We start from the raw sequence: 23791 nt of genomic DNA, 5'->3' as shown, positions 1-23791 counted from the left end.
GGCATCATATACAATTTCGTGTTTTTCAGCTTTAGCACACATTTTATTTAATCTTTTATCGCTTTTAAATGTTTCACGTGAAACATTTAGACAATATTTCATCAAGTTATTTTAATTTTGCCAATGAAAATAAATGCGTTTTTTACGAATTTAAAAATAAATGTTTCATTTTTTGTTATAAATACTCCCATAAATTTCTATAGCAAGTATTAGGCTCTATATTCGCCTACAACAAAAATAAAGCCTAAATTGATATTTTATATTACTCACCTTAAAATACTTTGTTAAAAGGGAAAATAGAGCGTCCTATTTATTTCCAACACTTCCTAGTAATTCAATAATCCTTTCCAGTTCATCATCAGAATAATATTCAATCATAATCTTACCCTTTTTATTATTGGTTATCAGTTTTACTTTAGTACCGAATATATTTTGTAGATTCTCTTCTATCTTAAGGTATTCCTCTTTATTATTGTTTTCATTTTTATTTCTTTTGCTTTCATCGCTGTTTACTTCTGCAAGTTTCCTTTTTACCAGAACCTCGACCTGTCTTACAGTAAGATTTTTATCTATTATTTCATCACAAAGTCTCTCTTGGAGCTCTTTATCTTCAACAGATAACAATGCTCTTGCATGTCCGCTTGTTATTCTACCCTCTATTAGTTTTTCCTTTACTTTATCAGTTAATCCCAGCAATCTTATAGTATTTGCAATTGCCGACCTACTCTTCCCTATTGAATTTGACAGCTCTTCTTGCGTCATATTAAAATCATTTAAAAGCCTTTGGTAAGCCTCCGCTTCTTCAATAGGATTCAAATCTTCTCTTTGAATGTTCTCAATAAGGGCAATTTCCATAACCTGCTTGTTCGATAAATCCTTTTCAACAACAGGTATCGTTGTAAGTCCCGCAAGGCGGGCAGCCCTCCATCTTCTCTCTCCTGCAACAATTTTATAAGTATCATTTTCACGCCGAACAATTATCGGCTGCACCACACCATGTTTTCTTATGGATTCCGCCAGCTGTTCAAGCTTTTCAGTATCAAAATACTTTCTCGGTTGACTGAAATTCGGTTCTATATCATTTATTTTAACCTCAATAACTCCACTGTCAACCTTTTCTTCTTCACCAGCACCGGAAATCAACGCTCCCAAACCTTTTCCAAGACCTTTTTTACTCATTGAACTTCCTCCTCAGAATATTCTATAACTTCTTCTGCAAGCTCAAGATAACATTCCGCACCCTTTGATTTCGAATCATATAATATTATCGGAAGCCCAAAGCTCGGTGCCTCACTTAACCGGACATTTCTAGGAATTATTGTTCTATATACTTTATTTTTAAAATATTTTTTACCTCTTCAACAACTTGAATCGATAAATTTGTTCTAGCATCGAACATTGTCAGTACTACCCCTTCTACATCCAAATCCTTATTCAAATGTTTTTGAACAAGCTTAACAGTCTCCATAAGTTGACTTAAGCCTTCCAAAGCATAGTACTCGCATTGAATCGGAACCAGGATCTTATCGGCTGCCGTAAGAGAATTCAATGTCAGCAGACCTAAAGAAGGAGGACAATCAATAAGAATAAAATCATAGTCATTTTTTACTGCTTCAAGGGCATTTTTCAATCTTGTCTCTCTTGAAATTGATGATACCAATTCCACCTCGGCACCGGCTAATTCAATATTTGAAGGACACAATTTTAGATTTTCGAGAGGCGTGTCAATCAAAATATCTTTTATATCAGCTTCATTTATCAATATATCATAGGTTGACTTATTAATTTTTTTCTTATCGATACCAAGGCCGCTGGTGGTATTTCCTTGAGGATCGATGTCCAAAATCAGCACCTTCTTACCTTTATAAGCAAGACAAGAACTTAAATTTACCGCAGTAGTTGTCTTTCCAACTCCGCCCTTTTGATTTGCTACTGCAATTACCTTTGACATTATATTCACTCCCTGGCTATCAACATTCGATACTAAAAACATCTTAGGTTTATTTTCAAAATTCAGTGGGGGTACTACTCCCCCACCCAGGATTAGCTTCTGTTAAATTTACGCATTCAAACACAAAAAAACTTAAAATGAGATAATAAAAATATTAAGTAATATGAATATTCTTATTTTGCAGAATGAATTACATACTCTAGTATAAATACATCCTATTGAGTATGATTTTACTTATCAATTTATTATATCATATATTCATTATTTGACAAACGAATAATTATATCTGATTTGATAATTCTACATTAAATTTTTCACAATTTTCATTCTATTATTGTACAATATTGTATTCTTAAATATACCTATAGTTTAAATTCATTATCAAATATAATTCTTTATATGTCTAAATGCATTTACTATGTTGTTTTTACCTTAGAAATGTTTTTTAGTTTGATAATAAATTTAATAAAAGCCCGAGACATCGAGTCCCTTCGCTTTTACCTATTTCATTTGATTCCAAGAATCCAAATAAAAAAATGTTTCACGTGAAACATTTTTATCAATCAAAATTTTATAAAATAAACCGCACAATAAAAGTCCGAACTATATCTTTTACAATAAAGGCCTTAAACGAATTCTAGATATTAATTTTAGATATTATAAAATATATATTACACATTATATCACGAAAAATCCAGCTTATAGAGTATAAAAGAAGATAAGATAACTAAATTTTGCGAAAAAACTTTTTTTTGATACATATAAAATATTGAAAACTCAAAATTATTTAAAATATGTACTAAAATAAAACTACAAAATAGAAAAAGATATAACCGAAATAATATCAAAAGATATCTTTTATCAAAAACAATTTCAAAAATTTCAAATCCAATAATTTTTAGAAACTTACCCTGAGGTATTATGTATTGTAAATATAAAAAAATTTATTTATTCATTAAAAATAAGAACTTTTCAGGAAACCTTACTTAAAAAAACTCTATTAAAATAAATCCAAGTCAATTATTCTTTCTGTTATTAACCCAAATGAAAAAATATGCACCAATATCCGGTTTAAAAAAATAAAAAGTTCGGGACATCGAGTCCCTTCGCTTTTTCCTCTTTCATTTCATTCCAAGATGCTAAGTAAAAAAACAGGGATAACCCTGTTTTATATATCGAGATTGGTTACAAGTTTTGCATTGGCCTGTATAAATTCTTTTCGTGGCTCAACCTTATCTCCCATCAATATTGTAAAAATTTCATCAGCTGCAATGGCATCCTCCAGTTCAACTCTCAAAATAGTTCGTGTTTCAGGATCCATTGTGGTAGTCCATAACTGATCGGGATTCATTTCTCCCAAACCTTTAAATCTCTGTATAGTACAATCTTCTTTCTTCCACTGGTTTTCTTTTATTATTTTTTCTACCTCAACATCATTGTAAGCATAAAACTCCGATTTACCTTTAGTAATCTTATATAGCGGAGGCTGTGCAATATACACATAACCGTTAGAAATCAGCGGAGTCATATATCTATAGAAGAATGTCAAAAGCAATGTTCTGATATGAGCACCGTCAACATCGGCATCGGCCATTAAAATTATTTTATGATACCTAAGTTTTGTAATATCAAAATCTTGACCGATATTTGTTCCCAAAGCAGTTATAACCGGTGTAAGCTTATCGTTTCCATAGACTTTGTCCATACGGGCCTTTTCAACATTGAGCATCTTACCCCAAAGGGGCAAAATAGCTTGAAATTTCCTGTTTCTACCCTGCTTTGCGGAACCCCCCGCGGAATCTCCCTCAACAATAAAAATCTCACAAAGAGCCGGATCTCTTTCAGTACAATCCGCAAGTTTTCCGGGTAATGTAGTGGACTCAAGGACATTCTTCCTTCTTGTAAGTTCCCTCGCCTTTCGTGCAGCTTCCCTTGCTCTTGCAGACATTAAGCATTTATCAAGTATAAGCTTGGTGACTGACGGATTCTCCTCAAGAAAACTTGCAAACTTTTCATTTATTATACTTTCAACAATACTTCTAACCTCACTGTTACCCAGCTTGGTCTTTGTCTGTCCCTCAAATTGAGGATCCGGAATTTTTACACTGATAACAGCAGTCAAACCTTCTCTTACATCTTCACCCAAAAGATTTTTATCATTTTCTTTTAAGAAATTAAATTTTCTGGCATAATCATTGAGAACTTTTGTTATAGCCGTCTTAAATCCTGTAAGATGGGTTCCTCCTTCTGCTGTTGAGATATTATTTGCAAAACTGTGAATATTTTCAATATATACATCCTTGTTATACTGCATTGCAATCTCAACATAAGAACCGTCTTTATACCCGTCAAAATAAACAGGCTCATGCAATGGGTCTTTATTTCTGTCCATGTATTCTACAAAAGAAACTATTCCACCTTCATAATGAAGCTGCTTTACAACAGGCTCATTAGGTCTTTCGTCCCTTAATACAATTTTCAAACCCTTGTTCAAAAAAGCAAGCTCTCTTAATCTTGTCAGCAAAACTTCAAAATCAAATTCCGTTACTTCAAATATTTCCGGGTCAGGCTTAAATGTAGTCTTTGTTCCGGTTATTTCTGTGTCTCCGATTATCTCCACCGGAGTTACCGGTTTTCCCCTCTCGTATCTTTGCCTGTATATATGTCCGTCACGAAAAACTTCAACTTCAAGAAACTCGGACAGCGCATTAACAACAGACGCACCAACACCATGAAGTCCTCCGGATACCTTGTATCCCTGACCGTCAAACTTTCCTCCGGCATGCAGTATAGTATGGACAACTTCAACAGTTGATATGCCAAGCTTAGGATGTATACCTGTCGGTATACCCCTTCCGTTATCAATATTTGTAATGGAATTATCTTTATTTATTATAATATTTATCTCATTACAGAATCCGGCAAGAGCTTCATCTATACTATTATCCATTATCTCATACACCAAATGGTGTAGTCCCCTTGAAGAGGTGCTGCCAATATACATTCCGGGTCTTTTTCTTACAGCTTCAAGACCTTCCAAAACCTGTATATTACTTTCATCATACCTGTTCAATTCATTATTAATCTCTTGCATTTTTCCCTCCTATATTTGCAGCGGTAAAATAATATTCAAAAACAACTTAATATTTCTTTTCTACCTTGAAAAATCATCCAAATACCCTGCACGTTTTTGTAATGTAACCGAAGAAATCGGTGACAGATAAATAATACTCTTTTTATCTATCTCGGTGATTATAAAAGATTTCGGTATATCCGATGAGATAGTCTGTATAAAGCCTTCTTCCTCAGCGATAGCCAAGAAATCCTTTGTGTCCTTAGATATGGTTGTAGTTTCCATATCAAATATAGCTATTATATTTTTTAAAGGTACTACACGATCTCCTCCGATATGCAAAAACATTACTATTCCTCCAACCGGCAATATTTATTGCTAATTATTTATATCACAACTTAGTTATTTGTTTATCTTTTTTACTCTCAACCTTTTTATTTTATCCTAAATTAAATCAAACTGCAATTTTTTTTCCTTCATACAACATAAGAACTATAATAATACATTTTTAATAATAAGCTCTTCCTGCTTGAACTCTTATATATAAATTATCTCCAAAATTTCTATTCTCAAATAAATCTTTATCTGTACAAGTAATAAAAGTTTGGATGTCTTTTATATTTTCCAGCAAAAATTCTCTCCTTTTAGAATCCAGCTCCGACATTACATCGTCAAGCAGAAGAACAGGATTTTCATCAGTCTCACTTCTAATTATCTCTATTTCTGCAAGTTTGAGAGATAACACTGATGTTCTTTGCTGACCCTGGGATCCGAACATTTTTAAACTTAGCCCATTTAACAACATCTCATAATCATCTGTGGGGACCTATTAGTGTGACACATCTTCTCAGTTCCGATGCTCTAACATTATTTAACTGTCTTACAAATTCATTCGTTAATTCCAAGGGATCCGATAAATTATGTAAGTCTATGGACGGAGAATACTTAATTTCCATGGTTTCACTACCATCCGTCAATTTAAAGTGTATTCTCCTGGATATTTCACACAGCCTTTTTATAAATTCATTTCTTGATATCATTATTCTTGAAGACAGTTCGGCGATTTTATAATCCCATACTTCAAGAGTATCTAAAAGACTTCGTTTATTTTGTATTTCCTTAAGCAAAGTATTCCTCTGCAAAAGAATTTTGTTGTATTGCTGCAAATCGTAAAAATATGATGGCTTTAGCTGACACAAAGTGATATCGATAAATCTTCTTCTTTGTGAAGGCCCTTCTTTTATTATTAAAATATCCTCGGGTGAAAAAATAACAGCCAGTAAATTACCCATTAAGTTTCCAATTTTCTTAACGGGAATCTCATTTATTTTTACTATTTTTTTCTTACCTCGCTCATATTCAATTCCGATATTTTTCTTGCCTTCAGCCTTTTTAAGCTCAAGTAAAATACTAAAGCCCGTACCGTCAATGTTTACCAGCTCGGCATCCTTTGAGGTACGGTGCGAACGTCCGGAAGCACATAAAAATACAGCCTCAATTATATTTGTCTTTCCCTGAGCATTTTGGCCATAAATTATATTTAAATCTTTAGAAAATTCTATTGATTCATCTTTATAATTTCTAAAGTTTTTAAGCGATATTTTATCGATGTACAATAATCAACCTCCAAAAAAATTAAACTATTTGGAACTTTTTACTATTTACTTCGATAATGTCTCCTACCCTTAATTTTCTTCCCCTTCTTAGTTCAACTTCATCGTTAACTTTTACCAAACCGGAATGTATTAATGATTTCGCATCGGAGCCCATCGAAACTATGTCTGTCCATTTCAGAAACTGATCTAGTTTGATAAACTCGGTATTGATTTTAACGTTTTCCATATATACACCTTCTAATCATTTTTTATTCTTACCGGAAGTATCATGTATACAAAATTGTCTCCTTCAAGGGGTCTTATTGTACATGGTCCGATACTTGAATTAAAGTATACGTCAATTATCTCATCATCTATAACTTTGAGTGCTTCGATAAAATATCTTGGGTTAAAGCCAACTTCCATGTTGCTGCCGTTTACTTCAACTCTAATTTCTTCCCTTACCGCACCTATTTCGGTATTGGAAGTAATAATGATTTTGTCGTCACAAATACTGAATTTTACAGGATACTTCTTTTCATCCGATGTAATTAGTGAGGCCCTTTCAAGGCTGGACAAAAGGTCTTCGGTTTTTAATCTTACATTGGTTTCGTACTCCGTTGGTATAATGCTTTTGTAATTTAAGTATTCGCCTTCTAAGAGCCTTGACACAACCCTGCAATTTCCAATTTCAAACAGTATTTGGTTTTGAGAGCTGTATATATTGATATCTTCATCAACCGGTTGTAAAATTTTTACTATTTCATTAAGAGTCTTTCCCGGTACAACAACACTGAATTCCGAAAAACCTTCATTGTTGAAATTTTTTCTTATGGCCATTCTGAATCCATCTATTGAAACAAAGGTAATCTCGTTTCCTATACATTCTATCAGTGAACCTGTGAGTATCGGTCTGTTGTCATCCGTACTTACGGCAAACAATGTCTGTCTTATCATATCCCTGACTGCTTTTTGACTTACCTTGATCATATTTACTCTTTCAATTGAAGGCAGTGAAGGGAAGCTATCAGAAGGCATACCCCTTAATTCGAAATGGGAGTTGTCGCATTCGATAATAACGGTATTGTTTTCTTTAACTTCAATTAATACTTCCGAATCAGGCAATCTTCTGACTATATCACCAAATGTTTTGGAGTTTAGAACAATGGATCCCTTTTCCATGATATCGGCGTTTATAAAGCATTCTATTCCCAATTCCAAATCATTTCCGGTCATTTTGAATTGATCGTAAGCTTCAAGCAATATTCCTTCCAGTATAGGTAAAGTAGCTTTTGTCGGAACTGCTTTTTGCACGATATTGATTCCTTCCATTAGCTGTTCTTTGGAACAAATTATTTTCATATCGAAAAAGCCTCCTGTTTTTATATAAGTTAATAATTATAAAATCAGTAATAATAGTAATAAGTGTTGTTGATATTGTGCATAAGTGGGTCAAAACAAGGTAAATAAATTGATTTGACCTGTTACTAAATTGTAGATATTTTGTATCCGATAATCAACAGCTTTAACAATGATTCAACTTTAATCAGGTTGTACACAAATTAATCACATGAAGTTGTCCCCATATCAACAATTTCTGTTGATATCTCTTTGTTTAAAAAAATAATAGGTTGAATTTGTGTATAAAAGTTTAAGTTTTATCAATATATATCAACAAGTAATTATTTTCCGAGTAAATTTCTCTTTATTTCACTCACAGCGCGCCTGGTTTCAGAGTTATCTTCAATTTCTTCGCTTATCTTGTCGCACGCATGTATTACTGTGGTATGGTCTCTTCCCCCAAATTCCTCTCCTATTTTGGGAAGGGACATGTCTGTGAGTTCTCGGCAAAGATACATTGCAATTTGTCTTGGAAATGCAATGTCCCTTGTTCTCTTCTTTGATTTAAATTCTTCCGGCCGTATGTCAAAGTATCTTGCCACCGCTTCTTGGATGGTTGTACAATTTAAAACTTTTGCCTTGTTTGCCGACAGTATGTCTTTTAACGCTTCGTTGGCCAAATCAACGGTAATCTCGTTTTCAGTAAGGGATGAATAAGCTATGACTCTGTTTAGGGCACCTTCAAGTTCTCTGATGTTTGATGCAATTTTGTCGGCAATAAATACAATTACATCATTGGGAACGTTGAGGTTCTCAAGCTGGGCTTTTTTCCTAAGTATTGCTATTCTTGTTTCCAAGTCCGGTGCCTGCATGTCCGCAATCAAGCCCCATTCAAACCTTGACCTTAGCCTGTCTTCCAAAGAAATCTCCTTTGGAGGCTTATCGCTCGAGAGAATTATCTGTTTGTTTGCCTCGTAAAGGGCATTAAAGGTATGGAAAAATTCTTCCTCTGTTCTTTCCTTGCCGGCAATAAATTGTATATCGTCTATTAGAAGCACATCAATATTTCTATATTTGGATCTGAATTCTTCATTTCTGTTGTCCTTGATGGCGTTAATAAGTTCGTTGGTAAATTTTTCGGATGAAACATACAAAACCCTTTGAGAAGAGTTTTGCTCCAATATGTAATGTCCAATGGCATGCATGAGGTGTGTCTTTCCAAGACCCACTCCTCCATAAATGAATAAAGGATTGTATGCTTTTCCCGGTGCTTCAGCCACGGCCAGTGCGGCTGCGTGAGCAAATCTGTTGCTGTTTCCTATAACAAAAGTATCAAATGTATATTTAGGATTCAGTATTGACAAAGGAGAATCTTCATTGTTGGTACTCTCAGCCTGCTTTGACAACTTGTTTAAATTTTCCTGTGAAGGTACTATAAATGCAATTTCATATTCTTTAAAAGTAACTTGTTTAATGGCATTTTTTATAAGGGCCTGATACCTTGACTCAAGAATTCCCTTGTTGAAATCAGCAGGGACAGCAAGGTTTATGGTATTGGCTGTCAGAGACATGGGATCAATAGTTTTGATCCATGTATTGAAGCTAATCTCTGTAAGCTCGTTTTTAAGTAGCCCTAAAGTTTTTTGCCATATTTCGTTTAACTGGGTATTCATAAACTCCTCCAAAACCATTAAAAGAATAAAAATAATAATGTTTAATCATTAAAAACTATTTGTCTTATAGTATATAAAACAATTTATCATTGGTTTAAAATTAGAATAAAAAAATTAAAAAAGTAATTAAAAATTTGTATACATACAAAATCTTTGACAAAATAAAGGCAACTTAAGCATATAATTGAAATAATTTTGTATAAGTTACTAAAAAACACATATAATATAATGGAAAAAATGTAGTTTAATAAAGCAAGAAAAATATTAAAAAGTTTTTACTCAGGTTGCCAACAGAGTTATTAACATTTTCTGTTGATAATTTGTGAGTTATCAACAGGTATTTAATATATTATCAGACTTTGGGGCAATATTCAACAAAAAAACGAAAAGATATCCACAAAAAAATTAAATGAATTTAATAATTATCCACAAAAATAGTTTCTTGACATTGATAATTAATTTAATATATAATTGATAAGGTATTTTTAGTGATTTACAATTACAATAGGGTTTTTTTTCGTTATAGTTGTATTTTGAAGCTGATATTGATATAAAACTTACTTACTTGAGAAGTTGGTAGTTTTGAATTTTATATAGCAATTTACAGGAAAGGATTGGGGGTGTTTGTTGTGTTAAGAACATTTCAACCTAAGAAAAGACAAAGAAAAAAAGAACATGGTTTCAGAAAAAGAATGAAAACTGCAAATGGCAGAAAAGTATTGAGAAGGCGCAGATTGAAAGGAAGAAAAGTTCTTTCAGCGTAAGACCGCATAAATGTGGTCTTTTTATTTAAACTGTTAAATAAAATTAAGGAGAATCAATGAAGAATACTGTTCCAATAAAGAGAAATTCCGAATTTCTAAGGCTGTATAAAAAAGGTAAATTTTACGCAGGAAAGAATATAGTACTGTATGTTATGAAAAATGGGCTTGATATAAAAAGATTGGGTATAACTGTAGGTAAAAAATTCGGGAAAAGCGTTAAGAGGAACAGAATAAAAAGGCTCATTAGAGAAAATTACAGACATTACGAAGAGTTTGTAAAAAATGGGTATGACCTTGTTTTTGTAGCGAGAACAAATGAGCAAATGCCGGATTTCACAGATATTAGGAAAGAAATGAAATTTTTGCTCAAAAAGCTTGATGTATTCGAACAGGAGAAATGGTATTGTTTAAAAGATGGGTAATATTTATAATTAGGTTGTACCAAAGATGGATTTCTCCTCTAAAAGCCGCACCCAGCTGCAGATTTTATCCTACTTGCTCACAGTATGCAATCGATGCTGTCAGCAAGTATGGTATAATCAAAGGGGGATTTATGGCTATAAAAAGGATATTAAAATGTCATCCCTTTCATCCTGGAGGGTATGATCCGGTTAAATAACAAAAGGGGAAAAAAGGAAAATGGGTATTATTTCACAGTTATTAGGACAGATATTGGTTTTTATTTATGAGAATTTATCCTTTGGCAGTTATGGGCTGGCAATTATTATATTTACGATATTTGTTAAATTGTTATTGTTACCTTTGTCCATAAAGCAGTATAAGTCATCTATGAAAATGCAGGAAATGCAGCCTTTGATACAGGAGATTCAGAGAAAATACAAAAATGATCCTCAGATGCAGAATCAGGAATTGCTTAAAATTTACAAGGAGCATAATTTTAGCCCTGCCAGCGGTTGCTTGCCTGCTCTTATCCAGCTGCCCATAATGGTATCATTGTATTATGTTATTAGAGAACCTTTGACTTATATGTTCAATATGACCAAAGAACAGATAGAGACTTTGGTAAATCAGTTGAATCAGGCCGCCAACGGCTTGCCTCAAATAAACATGAAAAGTATATATTTTCAAATAGAAGCTGCATTAAGAAGCGGAAAACTTGATGTGGTTGAAAATCTTGGTTTTATGAAAATTGATTTGGGTAAGATACCGAAGTTGAATTTTACTGAAGATGTGGCAACTTATCTTCCGTTATTGCTGATACCGGTACTTGCGATTGTTTCAACTTACTTATCAAGTAAGTTGCTTATGGCGAGGACTCAGAATTTAAAGAATTCTAAGAACTCCAATAATCAAAAACAAGATGATATGTCTGCTTCAATGAATAAGAGCATGATGTTTGTTGCTCCTATAATGACAGGTATTATTGCTTTTCAGGCTCCGGCAGCTTTGGGATTGTATTGGTTAACTAGTAATGTTTTTCAGATAATTCAAGAGTTAATAATAAATAAATTTATTTTCAAGAAGAAGGAGGACTCGAATAGTTAAATGCCACAGTTTGTAGAAAAGTCCGCTAAGACGGTTAAGGAAGCTGTTGATCTGGCTCTTGCAGAGTTGAATGCAACTGAAGACAATGTTGAAATAGAAGTTTTGGAAGAAGGAACTAAAGGCATATTCGGATTAATAGGAAGCAAGCTGGCAAGGGTAAAGGTCACTTTGAAAGAGACGGGTGGAGAAAAGGCAAAGAAATTTTACTGGATATATTCAGTAAAATGAAGGTAAGTGCAGATGTTTTGGTTGAAGAGAGTGAAGATACTATTCTCCTTAGGATACAGGGTGATGACATCGGAATAATAATAGGAAGAAGAGGAGAAACATTGGATGCACTTCAGTATCTGACCAGCCTTGTTGTTAATAAAAGCAAGCAAGGATATAAAAGACTTGTTATCGACATTGAAAATTACAGGCAAAAGAGAGAGGAGACCCTGGTAAAGCTTGCCAATCGATTAGCTGACAGGGTGATTAAATACAAAAAGGATATTACTCTTGAACCAATGAATCCGTATGAAAGAAGGGTTATACATTCATCCCTTCAAAATCATAAGTATGTAGAAACATACAGTGTAGGTGAAGAGCCCAACAGGAAAGTTATTATAGCTTTAAAATAATAGAAGCGGATAAGAAAGCCAATCGGAAAGAAAAAATATTATATGTGCCAATAATTTGGAACTTTTAAATGGTTCAAGATAAATTTTTCTTGAACCATTTTTGGCTTTTCTATTGATTCTTTATTGTAGTCTATTTTTATTGATTAGCTGTTTTTTAAAAGTTTGGATATAATAAAAGTACTGTCGATAATTTGGAGGAAGCCTGATGTATAAGGAAGATACAATAGCTGCGATATCTACTCCCCATGGTACGGGAGGGGTTGGAATAATTAGAATAAGCGGAGACAAAGCTTTTGAAATAGCGGAAAAAATATTTAAAGGAAACAGGGATTTTAAGCTTATTCGTTCCCATACCATTAACTATGGAAAAATTGTAAATCCCGAAAATGGAGCTGTGCTTGACGAAGTTCTCCTTTCAAAGATGGAAAAGCCAAAAACCTTTACGAGGGAAGATGTGGTGGAAATAAACTGCCATGGAGGAATGGTAGTATTAAAAAATATTTTGGAACTGTGCATAAAACAAGGCGCCAGGCTTGCCGAACCCGGAGAATTTACAAAAAGGGCGTTTTTAAACGGCAGAATTGATCTTTCTCAGGCTGAAGCAGTAATTGACCTGATAAACTCAAAAACCAACGAAAGCTCCAAGGCAGCAATAAACCAGCTTGAGGGAAAACTGTCCCAAAAGATTAAAGATGCAAGAAGAAAGCTCATCGAACTTTTAGCTCATATTGAAGTTACGGTTGATTATCCGGAGCACGATATTGAAGAAATAACGGGTCAGATGATATATAAGGAGATAGGAGAAATAAAGCAAAAGCTTTGCGATATAATCAAGGGTTTTGAAAAAGGAAGAATTATCAGGGAAGGAATTGATGCAGTAATAATCGGAAAACCCAATGTGGGAAAGTCATCGCTTTTAAATGAGCTTTCGGGAAAATCCAAAGCTATTGTTACCGATATACCCGGAACCACACGGGATATAATTGAGGAGTATATTAATATAAACGGCATTCCTTTGAGGATAATAGATACTGCCGGTATAAGGGAAACGGAAGATGTTGTTGAGAAAATAGGGGTTGAAAGGACCCACAAAGCAATAAATGATGCCGATCTCATTATAATGATGATTGATGCAAAAAGAGGAATGGATGAGGAAGACAATAAAATATTAACCATGCTTGGGGATAAAAAGTTGATTATTTTGATAAATAAAACGGATATTGTGGATGAAGATCAAATTTGTAAGATTGAAAGTCTTCTTGCAGGAAAAAAATATATTAAAACCTCAATGAAAGAAGGTACGGGAATAAACGAGTTAGAAAGTACAATAACAGAGTTGTTTGTACAGGGAGAGGTAAACATAAATGAAGAGGTTTTGCTTACGAATATAAGACATAAAAATCTTATTGATATGGCAGTATCAAGTATTGAGAAGGCAATGGACGCTATTGAAAATTTTATGACTCTCGATCTTGTCAGTATAGATATTACCGACGCTGCCGATTATCTTGGGCAGATAACGGGAGAATCGGTAAGTGAAGATGTAATGCATGAAATTTTCAGCAGATTTTGCTTGGGAAAATAAAAGAATTGGAAGGGATAGAATATGGGATTTGTAGCTGGGGAATATGATGTTGCAGTTGTAGGGGCAGGACATGCCGGTTGTGAGGCGGCTCTTGCCTGTGCAAGGCTGGGCGTTAAAACGGTTGTATTTGCGATAAATTTGGACAGCATTGCCAATATGCCTTGCAATCCAAATATAGGCGGTACCGCAAAGGGGCATCTGGTAAGGGAAATAGATGCCTTGGGCGGTGAAATGGGTAAAAACACCGATAAGACTTTTATTCAGTCCAAGATATTGAATTCTGCAAAGGGACCTGCGGTTTTCTCATTGAGGGCTCAGGTGGACAGAAGAAGTTATCAGATTGAGATGAAGAATACACTTGAGCAGCAGGAAAACCTGGATGTCAAACAGGCTGAAATAGTTGAAATCTTATATGATGAAATTGAAGGTAAAAAAGCGGTAACGGGTGTAAAAACCATACAGGGACGATATATAAAAGCAAAGTAGTGATTCTTGCGACGGGAACATATCTTAAAGGAAAAATAATTATCGGAGATGTGAGTTACAGCGGAGGGCCGGACGGACTGTTCCCAGCCAACAAGCTTTCGGATAGCCTTAAGGAAATGGGAATTGAACTTTTGAGGTTTAAGACCGGTACACCTGCCAGAGTAAATAGAAGAAGCGTTGATTTTTCAAAGATGGAGGAACAGCCGGGAGACGAAATAATTGTGCCTTTTTCCTTTGAAAACGACGAGATAAAAAAGGAGCAGGTATCCTGCTATCTTACATATACCACCAGTGAAACCCACAGAATAATCAGGGAAAATCTCCACCGTTCCGCCCTTTTTGGAGGTCTGATAGAAGGAATAGTCCTAGATATTGTCCTTCTATAGAGGACAAGATTGTAAGGTTTAAAGACAAGGAAAGTCATCAAGTTTTTGTAGAACCCATGGGACTTAATACTCAGGAAATGTATCTGCAGGGCATGTCTACAAGTCTTCCTGAGGATGTGCAAATTGAGATGATGAGATCGGTTCCGGGGCTTGAAAATGTTTCGGTAATGAGAAGTGCCTATGCTATAGAATACGACTGCATAAATCCTACACAACTGAAACTTTCCCTGGAGCTTCGAGAAGTGGAAGGTCTTTTTACAGCGGGACAGATAAACGGAACTTCCGGATATGAAGAAGCTGCAGCCCAAGGTATTATTGCCGGTATAAATGCAGCAAGAAAGATAAAGGGATTGGAGCCTTTGGTTTTAGACCGTTCCCAGGCATATATAGGGGTTTTGATAGATGATATTGTTACAAAGGGTACAAACGAGCCTTACAGGATGATGACTTCGAGGGCTGAGTACAGGCTTCTTTTAAGACAGGATAATGCAGACTTGAGACTTACTCCAATAGGGTATGAAGTTGGACTTATATCCGAGGAGAGGTATAAAAAGTTTGAGGAGAAGAGAAGGCTTATAGAAGAAGAAATCGAAAGAGTAAAAAGGACTAATATTGCTCCAACGGAGAAAGTGATTAATTTCCTTAAAAAGTACAACAGTACTCCTATAAAAAGCGGTGTTAAGCTTGCAGACCTTTTAAGACGTCCTGAGCTTGATTATGAGACTTTAGGAGAAATAGACGAAAACAGGCCTAATTTGACTTTTGCAGTAAGAGAACAGGTATCAATATCAATAAAATATGAAGGCTATATAAAAAGGCAAATGCAGCAGGTTGAGCAGTTTAAAAAGCTTGAAGAAAAAAAGCTGGACAAGGATATAGACTACGATGAGATAAACGGACTTAGACTTGAGGCAAGGCAAAAGCTTAACAAGATTAAGCCCGAATCGGTAGGTCAGGCATCGAGAATTTCGGGAGTGTCTCCTGCGGATATTTCGGTGCTGCTTGTATATCTTGAGCAAAAAAGAAGGCAAAAATCATAAAAATAGGAGAGTTTCTACGATGGGTGAAAGGGAATTGGAGTTAAGAGAGCTTCTAATCAAAGGAGCATCCGGCTTTGGTGTTGAACTTGACAATGAAAAGGTTGATAAATTTTTTACATATATGGGTGTGCTGAAGGAATGGAATGAAAAGATGAATCTCACTGCCATAGAAGATGAAGAAGAGATAATATTAAAGCATTTTATCGATTCCATAAGCATATGCCCAATTATCAAAGACAGAAAATCAACATTGATTGATGTCGGTACAGGAGCCGGATTTCCGGGCATTCCTGTAAAAATAGTTTTTCCGGAACTTAAGGTTAAGCTATTGGACTCCCTAGAAAAAAGGACTAAGTTTTTGGATGAAGTAATAAACATTCTCAATCTTGAGGAAATATCCTCCGTACATTCAAGGGCCGAGGACAAGGGACTGGATCCGGATTACAGGGAAAAGTACGATATATCTACTGCAAGGGCAGTAGCAAATTTGCCTGTTTTATTGGAGTACTGTCTTCCCTTTGTCAAGGTTGGAGGTTATTTTATTGCTATGAAGGGAAGCAACACGGAGGAAATTGAAAATTCCAAAAAAGCCTTGGACATACTTGGAGGAAAGATTGAGGATGTCTTGGAGTTCAATCTGCCGTTTAGTGATATTAAAAGAAATGTCGTCATCGTAAAAAAGTTTAGACAAACTCCGACAAAATATCCGAGAAAGTCGGGCAAACCATCAAAAAATCCATTGATATAAGTCTCAAAATGCAGTAATATAGCGCATTTGGACGAACGATTCTTTGTTTAAAAAAAAGGAATTGCAAAATAGCGGGCGAATATCTCCTTTATAAATTAATTAACTTTTAATGGTAACAAATTTAAGTTTAACTAAGGATAAAAACAAAATTAATTTACAAAGGATGGTGCCCTATGTTGGAAAACAGATTACAAGTTGCAAGAGCAAAGAAGGAAGAAGAACAAAAAAACATTATTTATGTGAATATTGAAAACATAAGACCAAATCCCTATCAACCAGAAAGCAATTCAACAAATTAGCTTTGGAAGAATTATGCGAGTCGGTTAAGCAGTATGGAGTTCTTCAACCCATTAATGTAAGGAAAATATCGGCCAATATGTACGAGCTTGTAGCAGGGGAAAGAAGGCTTAGAGCCGCCACTATGGCAGGGCTTACCACCATACCCTGTATTGTTGTAGATGTAGACGACAACGATTCTGCGGTTTTGGCACTTATCGAAAACTTACAGAGAGAAGACTTAAGTTATATGGAAGAGGCTGAAGGATACAGCAATCTAATAAATGAGCACGGATTTACCCAGGAAGAGCTTGCCAGCAAAATAGGCAAAAGCCAATCAACCATAGCCAATAAAATAAGGCTTTTAAAACTTCCTCCGCTAGTGAAAAAAATATTGGCGGACAACAATCTTACCGAAAGGCATGCAAGAGCCCTTTTAAAGCTTCATGACGAACAGCTTCAATTAAAGGTTTTAAAGAAAGTATGTGAAAAGGGCCTTAATGTAAAGAAGACCGAAGAGCTTGTTGAAAAGGCGATAGAGAAATATACAATGCAGCAGGAAAATGAGAAGAAAAACAAAATAAAGTTTACGAGAGCAATTAAAGATATACGTATATTTATAAATACCATAAAACAGGCAATAATCCTTATGAAAAAGTCTGGAGTGGACGCAAAAGCTGCCCAGTTTGACAGGGGAAATTATGTTGAGTTTGTTATAAGGATTCCAAAATAGGATTCGGCTAAAAATAGTATTATTTTACAGAAAGCAGGGAATGATTATTATCATACCTGTTTTTTGTACCATTTTGGTTAGTGAAATTGTTGAAATTGTGAAAAAAGTGGACAGTTTTTTAAAACTCTATTAAAATATATGTTATGGATATTATTCTTAATTATCAAAGGGCTTTATAGTTATTTCTGTTGTGTTGCTAACTTGTTAATTATATTCCATTTTTAAATATAGGAGAGAGGTAAATTTTAATGTCGGATACAAAGGATATAAAAGAGCAAAGGATAATACCTGTTAATATTGAGTCGGAGATGAAAAAGTCTTTTATTGATTATGCCATGAGCGTAATTGTTGACCGTGCTCTGCCCGATGTAAGGGATGGTCTTAAGCCTGTTCACCGAAGGATACTTTATGCGATGTATGGTTTAGGATTTACTCCGGACAAGGCATATAGAAAGTGTGCCACAACCGTCGGTGAAGTTTTGGGTAAATATCATCCCCATGGAGATGCGGCAGTTTATGACAGCTTGGTGCGTATGGCTCAAAGCTTCTCCTTAAGGTATATGCAGATTGACGGACACGGCAACTTTGGTTCTATTGACGGAGACCCTCCGGCTGCGATGAGGTATACCGAAGCAAAGCTGTCCAAGATTTCTATGGAAATGCTCAGGGACATTAACAAAGATACTGTTGATTTCAAGCCGAACTTTGACGATCATCACTTAGAGCCGGTAGTGTTGCCTTCAAGATTTCCAAATTTATTGGTAAACGGCTCTTCAGGTATTGCTGTGGGCATGGCTACCAATATACCTCCTCATAATTTGGTTGAAGTTATTGACGGAGTAATTAAAGTAATAGACAACCCGGAAGTGACTCTTGATGAGCTTATGAAGATAATAAAGGGTCCTGATTTTCCTACAGCCGGTACAATAGTCGGAAAGCAGGGTATTAAAGACGCATATGCCACAGGAAGAGGAAAAATCGTTGTAAGAGCTGTTACCTCTATTGAGCCGATGTCGGGCAACAAGCAGCGGATAGTTGTAACAGAGCTTCCGTACCAGGTCAATAAAGCCAGATTAATTGAAAGAATAGCGGACTTGGTAAAAGAAAAGAGAATAGACAGTATTGCAGATTTAAGAGATGAGTCTGACAAGGACGGAATGCGAATTGTTATTGAACTTAAAAAAGATGCAAATGCAAATATTGTTTTAAATCAGCTCTACAAAAATACTCAAATGCAGGATGCATTTAATGTAAATATGGTAGCGCTTGTCCTAAATAACGAAAAGAAGTTTGAGCCAAGAGTTATTAATTTAAGACAAGCCATAGACTATTATATCCAGCATCAGGTTGATGTAATAGTAAGAAGGACAAAATTTGATCTTGACAAGGCCGAAGCCAGGCTCATATCTTGGAAGGATTGAAAATTGCCATAGACAACCTCAATGAGGTAATTAATATAATCAGAAGTTCAAAAAATGAATCCGATGCCAAACAGGCATTGATAGAAAGATTCGGATTTACCGAAAAACAGGCACAGGCAATTGTAGATATGAGACTGGGCAGACTTACAGCTCTAGAAAGAGAAAAGATCGACAATGAGTATAATGAGCTTTTGGAGAAGATTAAATATTATAGAGACGTTCTTGCAAATGAATTTATGGTATTAAATATCATAAAAGAAGAGCTTGGGGAAATAAAGCAGAAGTACGGGGATGAAAGAAGGACAAAAATTATTCCCGATGAAAATGAAATAGAAATTGAAGACCTTATCGAAGTTGAGGAGAATGTTGTAACCCTTACTCATTTTGGGTATGTAAAGAGACTTCCTACCAGTACTTATAAGAGCCAAAAAAGAGGCGGCAAAGGAATAATGGGACTAAGTACCAGGGAAGAAGACTTCGTTGAGCACCTGTTTATAACTTCAACCCACGACTATTTGCTGTTCTTTACGAACAAGGGTAAGGTTTACAGATTAAAAACCTATGAGATCCCTGAAGCCGGGCGGCAGGCAAAAGGAATGGCAATAGTAAACCTTCTGCAGCTTGACCAGAATGAAAAGGTTACTACAGTAATTCCTATATCTGAATACAAGGAAGGCTTCTATTTGTTCATGGCAACAAAGCACGGCATAGTGAAGAAGACGGATTTAATGGAATATGACAATATTAGAAAAGGCGGACTTACGGCTGTCTCCCTGAGAGAAAATGATGAGCTTATCGATGTAAGGCTTACTGACGGAACAAAGAATATTCTGCTGGTAACCAGAAAAGGTATGTCTATAAGATTCAACGAAAAAGATGTAAGACCATTGGGAAGAGCGGCACAGGGAGTAAAAGGCATTACACTTGATGAAGATGATGAAGTAGTGGGCATGAGCGCAGATATTGAGAATGCCAGCGTACTTGTAGTGACCGAAAAAGGCTTTGGTAAAAGGACGGAGCTTGATGAATACAAGGTCCAGATTAGAGGGGGCAAAGGTATTCTTACTTACAGGGTTACCGAGAAAACCGGAAAGCTTGCCGGCATGAAGCTTGTGTCTGAAGATGACGATGTAATGATGATAAGCTCTGATGGAAGCATTATAAGAATAAAGGCAAAAGATATAAGTATTTTAGGAAGAGCAACTCAAGGCGTAACTCTCATGAGAATGGATGATGGTGTCTCTGTTGTAAGCATTGCGAGAATAGCAAATGAAGATGAAGAAGAAAAAGATGATGAAGAAAAAGAATAAATTAAATATGTAAATATGGAAAAAATAAGCCTCCCGGCCGGGAAGGCTTATTTTTCCGGTGGCGGAACAAAGGTATGCTAAATAAAAAGGAGCCGGAAAGAACTTGCTTTCCGACTCTATGGTTTTGTTGGAGTTACTTGCTTATCATTTTAAAGGTAATTCATCAATTGCTTTTAAAATATATCTTCTCAATATAGAATAATCGGTAGAGTTTATTTTTCCGTCTAAATTCAAGTCTGCATGTGTATCGGGAACATCAAACTTGTCAATTTCCCTGACAATTCGTTTTCTCATAAGGGACAGATCAGTAGAGTTTACTTTTCCGTCTCCGTTTAAATCTCCATACACTATAACAACAACCTCCTCATCTATCGGCGGATTTCCATATACTAAAACTGAATCCACATACGCAGTTATATTCGGATTTGCAATAAAATCTTTTGCTTTAGTGTTGCAGGAATAATCGTTGGACTGATCATAGGATTCAAAACCGCCCTTGACAATTCTGAACTGAATTTCTCCGGTATCGGAGCCAGGTCCCAAAATACCTGCACTGCTGTCGAAACCAATCTCAAGATAGTTATCTGCATTTTCTACCGGATTTTCGAGGTCAACAAATTTAGCCGTAATCATGTTTTCGGATAAATGAGCATAGTCACATACAAATTCCTGACTTGAGGCCGAATCTTTGGTAAACCAGTAGCGTACCTTTACATCTGAAAGGTTAACCGGTTTGGTCCCGGTATTTTTTACCTTGATAGAACCTCTGATATCCTTTGTAGCTGCTTCCGTATCGCCGTATTTGTATAGAACTTCTAAAGAAGGCTTTTGTGGTGATGGTGTAACACCCGGGCTAGGTGACGGTGTCGGCGATGGTGAAATTTTTTCAGGCTCATTTCCAAATACTTTTTCACCGTGTAGGTATAGAGGGATTCTTTCGGTTTTAATATATTCTTTGCCCAATCCTTCTCTACTGTAGTCATTTTCCGGATTCCAGTTGCTTTTGTAGTTGGAATCCTGTTTGGATATCAGTGCAAATTGAAGTTCACGGGTACCGTAAATAATACGGCCGGTCCAGTCAAACTCCACATAATAAGTACCGCTGTCATCATACTTGACAGGACCTCTCATAGTTGCAGGACCGTCATAACTTGCATTGTTTTCATCGTAATAAATCTCTACCGTCAAATCTTCGGGGGTTTGACCCGCATCCAAAAGTTCGGAAATATTGAAGAAATAACGTGCCATCATACCGGTTTCAAAACGCGGCGGACGACAAGTATCATTATAGATTTTAATGGTTACCTGGGTTCTTTCTTTGTTTTCCTGTTCAACTTTTGCTTCTATGTAATACTCCTCAACAGGGTCTTCCTTTGGAGGGAAGTACGGAATAGGTTTATGGCCTAATTCTTCCCCGTAATAGTGGTATAATCCTGCGCAAGCTCCTACAAAAGCAGCATTGTAGTCTACCGCAACTTCATTGTATACGTAGTCCGGGGTCTCGTCCACGTGGAAGTCATCAAGGTCAGGACCTCCAACCAATGCTCCCCACAGTGTATGACGATGCTCTTCGGGATCCAGCATGCTTAATGTCTTCGAACCATGTGCTGCACGATGGTGCGGGTGTTTTGCACTGTTTTCGGAATAACCTACAATATAGCTTCTGTTCATAGGGTTATCACCCATAATATACTCCATTTGACCCTTTGCCCAATCGGCAAAATCGGTTCTGCCTGTATATTTTCTGTAAACAAGAGCACAGAGCTGAGCTGCCGTATTATACCTGGCAGATCCGTAAGCATTTACAACGCTGTAGCCGGCAGGGCTCTTGGCAAGGAATGTTGTGTCATTGGGATTTTCATGGGGAATTCCGGACCAATATTCCAGATTCCAGCGGAAGATATACCAGTCTCTTTCTGTATTTGTTATAGGAGCAAGCTTTGCAAATACTCCGCCCCATACAGTATCCCAACAGTGAACCCATATGTTTTGCCATGAGTTGGTAGTGTCTCTAATGATTCTTTGCATGTAACCTGTATAAAATCCTTCGCTGTCAACTGAAACAATATCATCTATGTATTCCATGTTCCCGGTTGCAATGTTGAGCCAAACAGCGGCCCATGCCAATTCGTCATGGTCATAAGAAGAACCGTAGAATCCTCCGGATTCACCAAGTCCTCTGTATTTCTTTGCAAAATCGTAAAGGGCAATGGCAGCATCCAGACATCTTTGGGCATACTCAGGGTCTTCCTCTTTAAAGTTGAGATAATTTATTGCAAGGGAAGCCGAAGCACCTGCACATTGGTCACTTGCAGGAGTTTCAGGGGTTGCAAAGTAAGCGGGTCTTGCAAACAAATCAAGAACCTTTGAGTCTTGAAGTTCAGGCGGATTCCAGAAGTTGTGGTCGATATTTCCTTCTCCCACCTGATAACAATAAGCAATTACATTTCCGTCTTCATCTAAAAAAGTAGCCTTAAGATAAAAGTCATTAAACCATCTCAAAATTTCTTTAGCATGATCGTCTACGCCAACTTTTTCGAAAGCATCTCTAAATTCATAGAAACCCCAACCTACGGTTGATGCTGCGTATGTACCCGGAAGTCCAAACTTTACATGGTCTCCGGCGTCGTGCATTCCACCGCTTAGGTCTACGGTACCGTCTCCATCGGGGTCAAATATATGTCTGTATTTATCAATATACTCCTGTGACATATTGGTACCGAAATAATCTTCTGTCATTGGAATCAGAGGAACTTCCTTATCCTCTACGTGACAGTCCCCTCTCCATTCAAGCCTTCCTCCGGTTATTCCTTCACCGCATTTATTTGCATCGTAGAAATAAAGAGACAGCTGCAATGCTTTTGCAAAATTGAATTCCGTTTCGGCAGATACGTATGAAGGTAAGGCAACAATCGAACTTAACATACAGATTATCAAAAGAATAATCTGTACTTTTTTACAGTCATTAAGTCTGTTTTCATACTCAGTTTTCACTCTCCCCAATAAATTTTTTATATAGCTTATTTATGAACTTTCCGTTTGACGTTTAGTTTGTCACCTCCCCAAGAGAAATTATTGCAATCTGGTTAAAATATAAAAAGGCATTTTTGTTAAAATGCCCGGATAATCCGTTGCAGATTGAGTTTGGATTTATACACAAATAGAGCTTAAATACTTTTCACTATAGAAATTCATTTTTAAAATAATGTCTCTTGTTGCGAAGCAGCAAAATTTAATACATAAAAATCTTGGCATAGTAATCTTGCAGACGAATTAAAATGAG

14 protein-coding genes and 6 pseudogenes are annotated in these 23791 nt (G+C 35.9%); 11 read left to right on the top strand and 9 right to left on the bottom strand.

Annotated features, from left to right (window positions below):
• Positions 1-306 precede the first annotated feature (306 nt).
• The 8 genes and pseudogenes from JCM21531_RS09890 to dnaA form a co-directional block, all read right to left on the bottom strand.
• Positions 307-1179, bottom strand: coding sequence for a ParB/RepB/Spo0J family partition protein (locus tag JCM21531_RS09890; protein ID WP_038289408.1), 873 nt, complete (start codon positions 1177-1179; stop codon positions 307-309).
• A pseudogene (locus JCM21531_RS09885) lies at positions 1176-1951 on the bottom strand (ParA family protein). Before JCM21531_RS09885 ends, JCM21531_RS09890 begins: the two are co-directional and overlap by 4 nt.
• 1168 nt (positions 1952-3119) lie before the next feature.
• The gene (gyrB, locus tag JCM21531_RS09880; protein WP_038289405.1) at positions 3120-5045 is read right to left on the bottom strand and encodes a DNA topoisomerase (ATP-hydrolyzing) subunit B; all 1926 of its coding nucleotides are present in this window, start codon (positions 5043-5045) and stop codon (positions 3120-3122) included.
• 60 nt (positions 5046-5105) lie between these two features.
• Positions 5106-5372: an extracellular matrix regulator RemB gene (remB, locus tag JCM21531_RS09875; protein ID WP_038289403.1), complete on the bottom strand. Its 267-nt coding sequence runs from the start codon at positions 5370-5372 to the stop codon at positions 5106-5108.
• Positions 5373-5532: 160 nt separating this feature from the next.
• Positions 5533-6640: pseudogene (gene recF, locus JCM21531_RS09870) on the bottom strand (DNA replication/repair protein RecF).
• Between the two features lie 19 nt (positions 6641-6659).
• Complete coding sequence (gene yaaA, locus JCM21531_RS09865) at positions 6660-6866, bottom strand: S4 domain-containing protein YaaA (RefSeq protein ID WP_038289399.1); 207 nt, start codon at positions 6864-6866, stop codon at positions 6660-6662.
• Between the two features lie 11 nt (positions 6867-6877).
• Positions 6878-7981 (bottom strand): DNA polymerase III subunit beta, encoded by a 1104-nt coding sequence (gene dnaN, locus JCM21531_RS09860; RefSeq protein ID WP_038289396.1) that lies wholly within the window; start codon positions 7979-7981, stop codon positions 6878-6880.
• A 320-nt stretch (positions 7982-8301) separates the two neighbouring features.
• Positions 8302-9633, bottom strand: coding sequence for a chromosomal replication initiator protein DnaA (gene dnaA / locus JCM21531_RS09855; protein ID WP_038289394.1), 1332 nt, complete (start codon positions 9631-9633; stop codon positions 8302-8304).
• A 629-nt stretch (positions 9634-10262) separates the two neighbouring features.
• On the opposite strand from dnaA, the gene rpmH reads away from it, so the two are divergent.
• The 11 genes and pseudogenes from rpmH to gyrA all read left to right on the top strand — a co-directional run bounded on the left by rpmH (position 10263) and on the right by gyrA (position 20508).
• On the top strand, positions 10263-10397 hold the full coding sequence (rpmH, locus tag JCM21531_RS09850) for a 50S ribosomal protein L34 (RefSeq protein WP_038289391.1): 135 nt from the start codon (positions 10263-10265) through the stop codon (positions 10395-10397).
• Positions 10398-10453: 56 nt separating this feature from the next.
• Complete coding sequence (gene rnpA, locus JCM21531_RS09845; protein ID WP_038289388.1) at positions 10454-10819, top strand: ribonuclease P protein component; 366 nt, start codon at positions 10454-10456, stop codon at positions 10817-10819.
• Positions 10801-11016 (top strand): membrane protein insertion efficiency factor YidD, encoded by a 216-nt coding sequence (yidD, locus tag JCM21531_RS09840; protein WP_038289385.1) that lies wholly within the window; start codon positions 10801-10803, stop codon positions 11014-11016. Before rnpA ends, yidD begins: the two co-directional genes overlap by 19 nt.
• Positions 11017-11036: 20 nt before the next feature.
• Positions 11037-11903 carry a YidC/Oxa1 family membrane protein insertase gene (locus JCM21531_RS09835; protein WP_038289382.1) on the top strand — a complete coding sequence of 289 codons (867 nt, stop codon included), beginning with the start codon at positions 11037-11039 and terminating at the stop codon, positions 11901-11903.
• A pseudogene (gene jag, locus JCM21531_RS09830) lies at positions 11904-12523 on the top strand (RNA-binding cell elongation regulator Jag/EloR).
• Between the two features lie 205 nt (positions 12524-12728).
• The gene (mnmE, locus tag JCM21531_RS09825; RefSeq protein ID WP_038289379.1) at positions 12729-14108 is read left to right on the top strand and encodes a tRNA uridine-5-carboxymethylaminomethyl(34) synthesis GTPase MnmE; all 1380 of its coding nucleotides are present in this window, start codon (positions 12729-12731) and stop codon (positions 14106-14108) included.
• 21 nt (positions 14109-14129) lie between these two features.
• A pseudogene (gene mnmG / locus JCM21531_RS25080) lies at positions 14130-15273 on the top strand (tRNA uridine-5-carboxymethylaminomethyl(34) synthesis enzyme MnmG); the annotation flags it as partial.
• Positions 15274-15420: 147 nt separating this feature from the next.
• The gene (locus JCM21531_RS25075; RefSeq protein WP_500784528.1) at positions 15421-16020 is read left to right on the top strand and encodes a tRNA modifying enzyme MnmG family protein; all 600 of its coding nucleotides are present in this window, start codon (positions 15421-15423) and stop codon (positions 16018-16020) included.
• 19 nt (positions 16021-16039) lie between these two features.
• On the top strand, positions 16040-16768 hold the full coding sequence (gene rsmG / locus JCM21531_RS09815) for a 16S rRNA (guanine(527)-N(7))-methyltransferase RsmG (protein ID WP_038289377.1): 729 nt from the start codon (positions 16040-16042) through the stop codon (positions 16766-16768).
• 173 nt (positions 16769-16941) lie between these two features.
• A pseudogene (gene noc / locus JCM21531_RS09810) lies at positions 16942-17777 on the top strand (nucleoid occlusion protein).
• 248 nt (positions 17778-18025) lie between these two features.
• A pseudogene (gene gyrA / locus JCM21531_RS09805) lies at positions 18026-20508 on the top strand (DNA gyrase subunit A).
• 144 nt (positions 20509-20652) lie between these two features.
• On the opposite strand, the gene JCM21531_RS09800 reads toward gyrA, so the two are convergent.
• Complete coding sequence (locus JCM21531_RS09800) at positions 20653-23433, bottom strand: glycoside hydrolase family 9 protein (RefSeq protein WP_054847055.1); 2781 nt, start codon at positions 23431-23433, stop codon at positions 20653-20655.
• Between the last annotated feature and the right edge of the window lie 358 nt (positions 23434-23791).

The organism is Acetivibrio straminisolvens JCM 21531 (assembly GCF_000521465.1).
In the GTDB taxonomy this organism is placed as follows: Bacteria; Bacillota; Clostridia; order Acetivibrionales; family Acetivibrionaceae; genus Hungateiclostridium; species Hungateiclostridium straminisolvens.
The sequence above is the reverse complement of the archived record's forward strand: the minus strand, read 5'-3'. Positions and strand labels throughout refer to the sequence as shown.

What these genes read in the sequence shown, in the direction of transcription:
- remB (WP_038289403.1), bottom strand. Translation starts at nt 5,372, where the DNA reads ATGTTTTTGCATATCGGAGGAGATCGTGTAGTACCTTTAAAAAATATA.
- rsmG (WP_038289377.1), top strand. Translation starts at nt 16,040, where the DNA reads ATGGGTGAAAGGGAATTGGAGTTAAGAGAGCTTCTAATCAAAGGAGCA.
- dnaA (WP_038289394.1), bottom strand. Translation starts at nt 9,633, where the DNA reads ATGAATACCCAGTTAAACGAAATATGGCAAAAAACTTTAGGGCTACTT.
- JCM21531_RS09890 (WP_038289408.1), bottom strand. Translation starts at nt 1,179, where the DNA reads ATGAGTAAAAAAGGTCTTGGAAAAGGTTTGGGAGCGTTGATTTCCGGT.
- yaaA (WP_038289399.1), bottom strand. Translation starts at nt 6,866, where the DNA reads ATGGAAAACGTTAAAATCAATACCGAGTTTATCAAACTAGATCAGTTT.
- JCM21531_RS09800 (WP_054847055.1), bottom strand. Translation starts at nt 23,433, where the DNA reads ATGTTAAGTTCGATTGTTGCCTTACCTTCATACGTATCTGCCGAAACG.
- dnaN (WP_038289396.1), bottom strand. Translation starts at nt 7,981, where the DNA reads ATGAAAATAATTTGTTCCAAAGAACAGCTAATGGAAGGAATCAATATC.
- gyrB (WP_038289405.1), bottom strand. Translation starts at nt 5,045, where the DNA reads ATGCAAGAGATTAATAATGAATTGAACAGGTATGATGAAAGTAATATA.
- JCM21531_RS25075 (WP_500784528.1), top strand. Translation starts at nt 15,421, where the DNA reads ATGATGACTTCGAGGGCTGAGTACAGGCTTCTTTTAAGACAGGATAAT.
- mnmE (WP_038289379.1), top strand. Translation starts at nt 12,729, where the DNA reads ATGTATAAGGAAGATACAATAGCTGCGATATCTACTCCCCATGGTACG.
- JCM21531_RS09835 (WP_038289382.1), top strand. Translation starts at nt 11,037, where the DNA reads ATGGGTATTATTTCACAGTTATTAGGACAGATATTGGTTTTTATTTAT.
- rnpA (WP_038289388.1), top strand. Translation starts at nt 10,454, where the DNA reads ATGAAGAATACTGTTCCAATAAAGAGAAATTCCGAATTTCTAAGGCTG.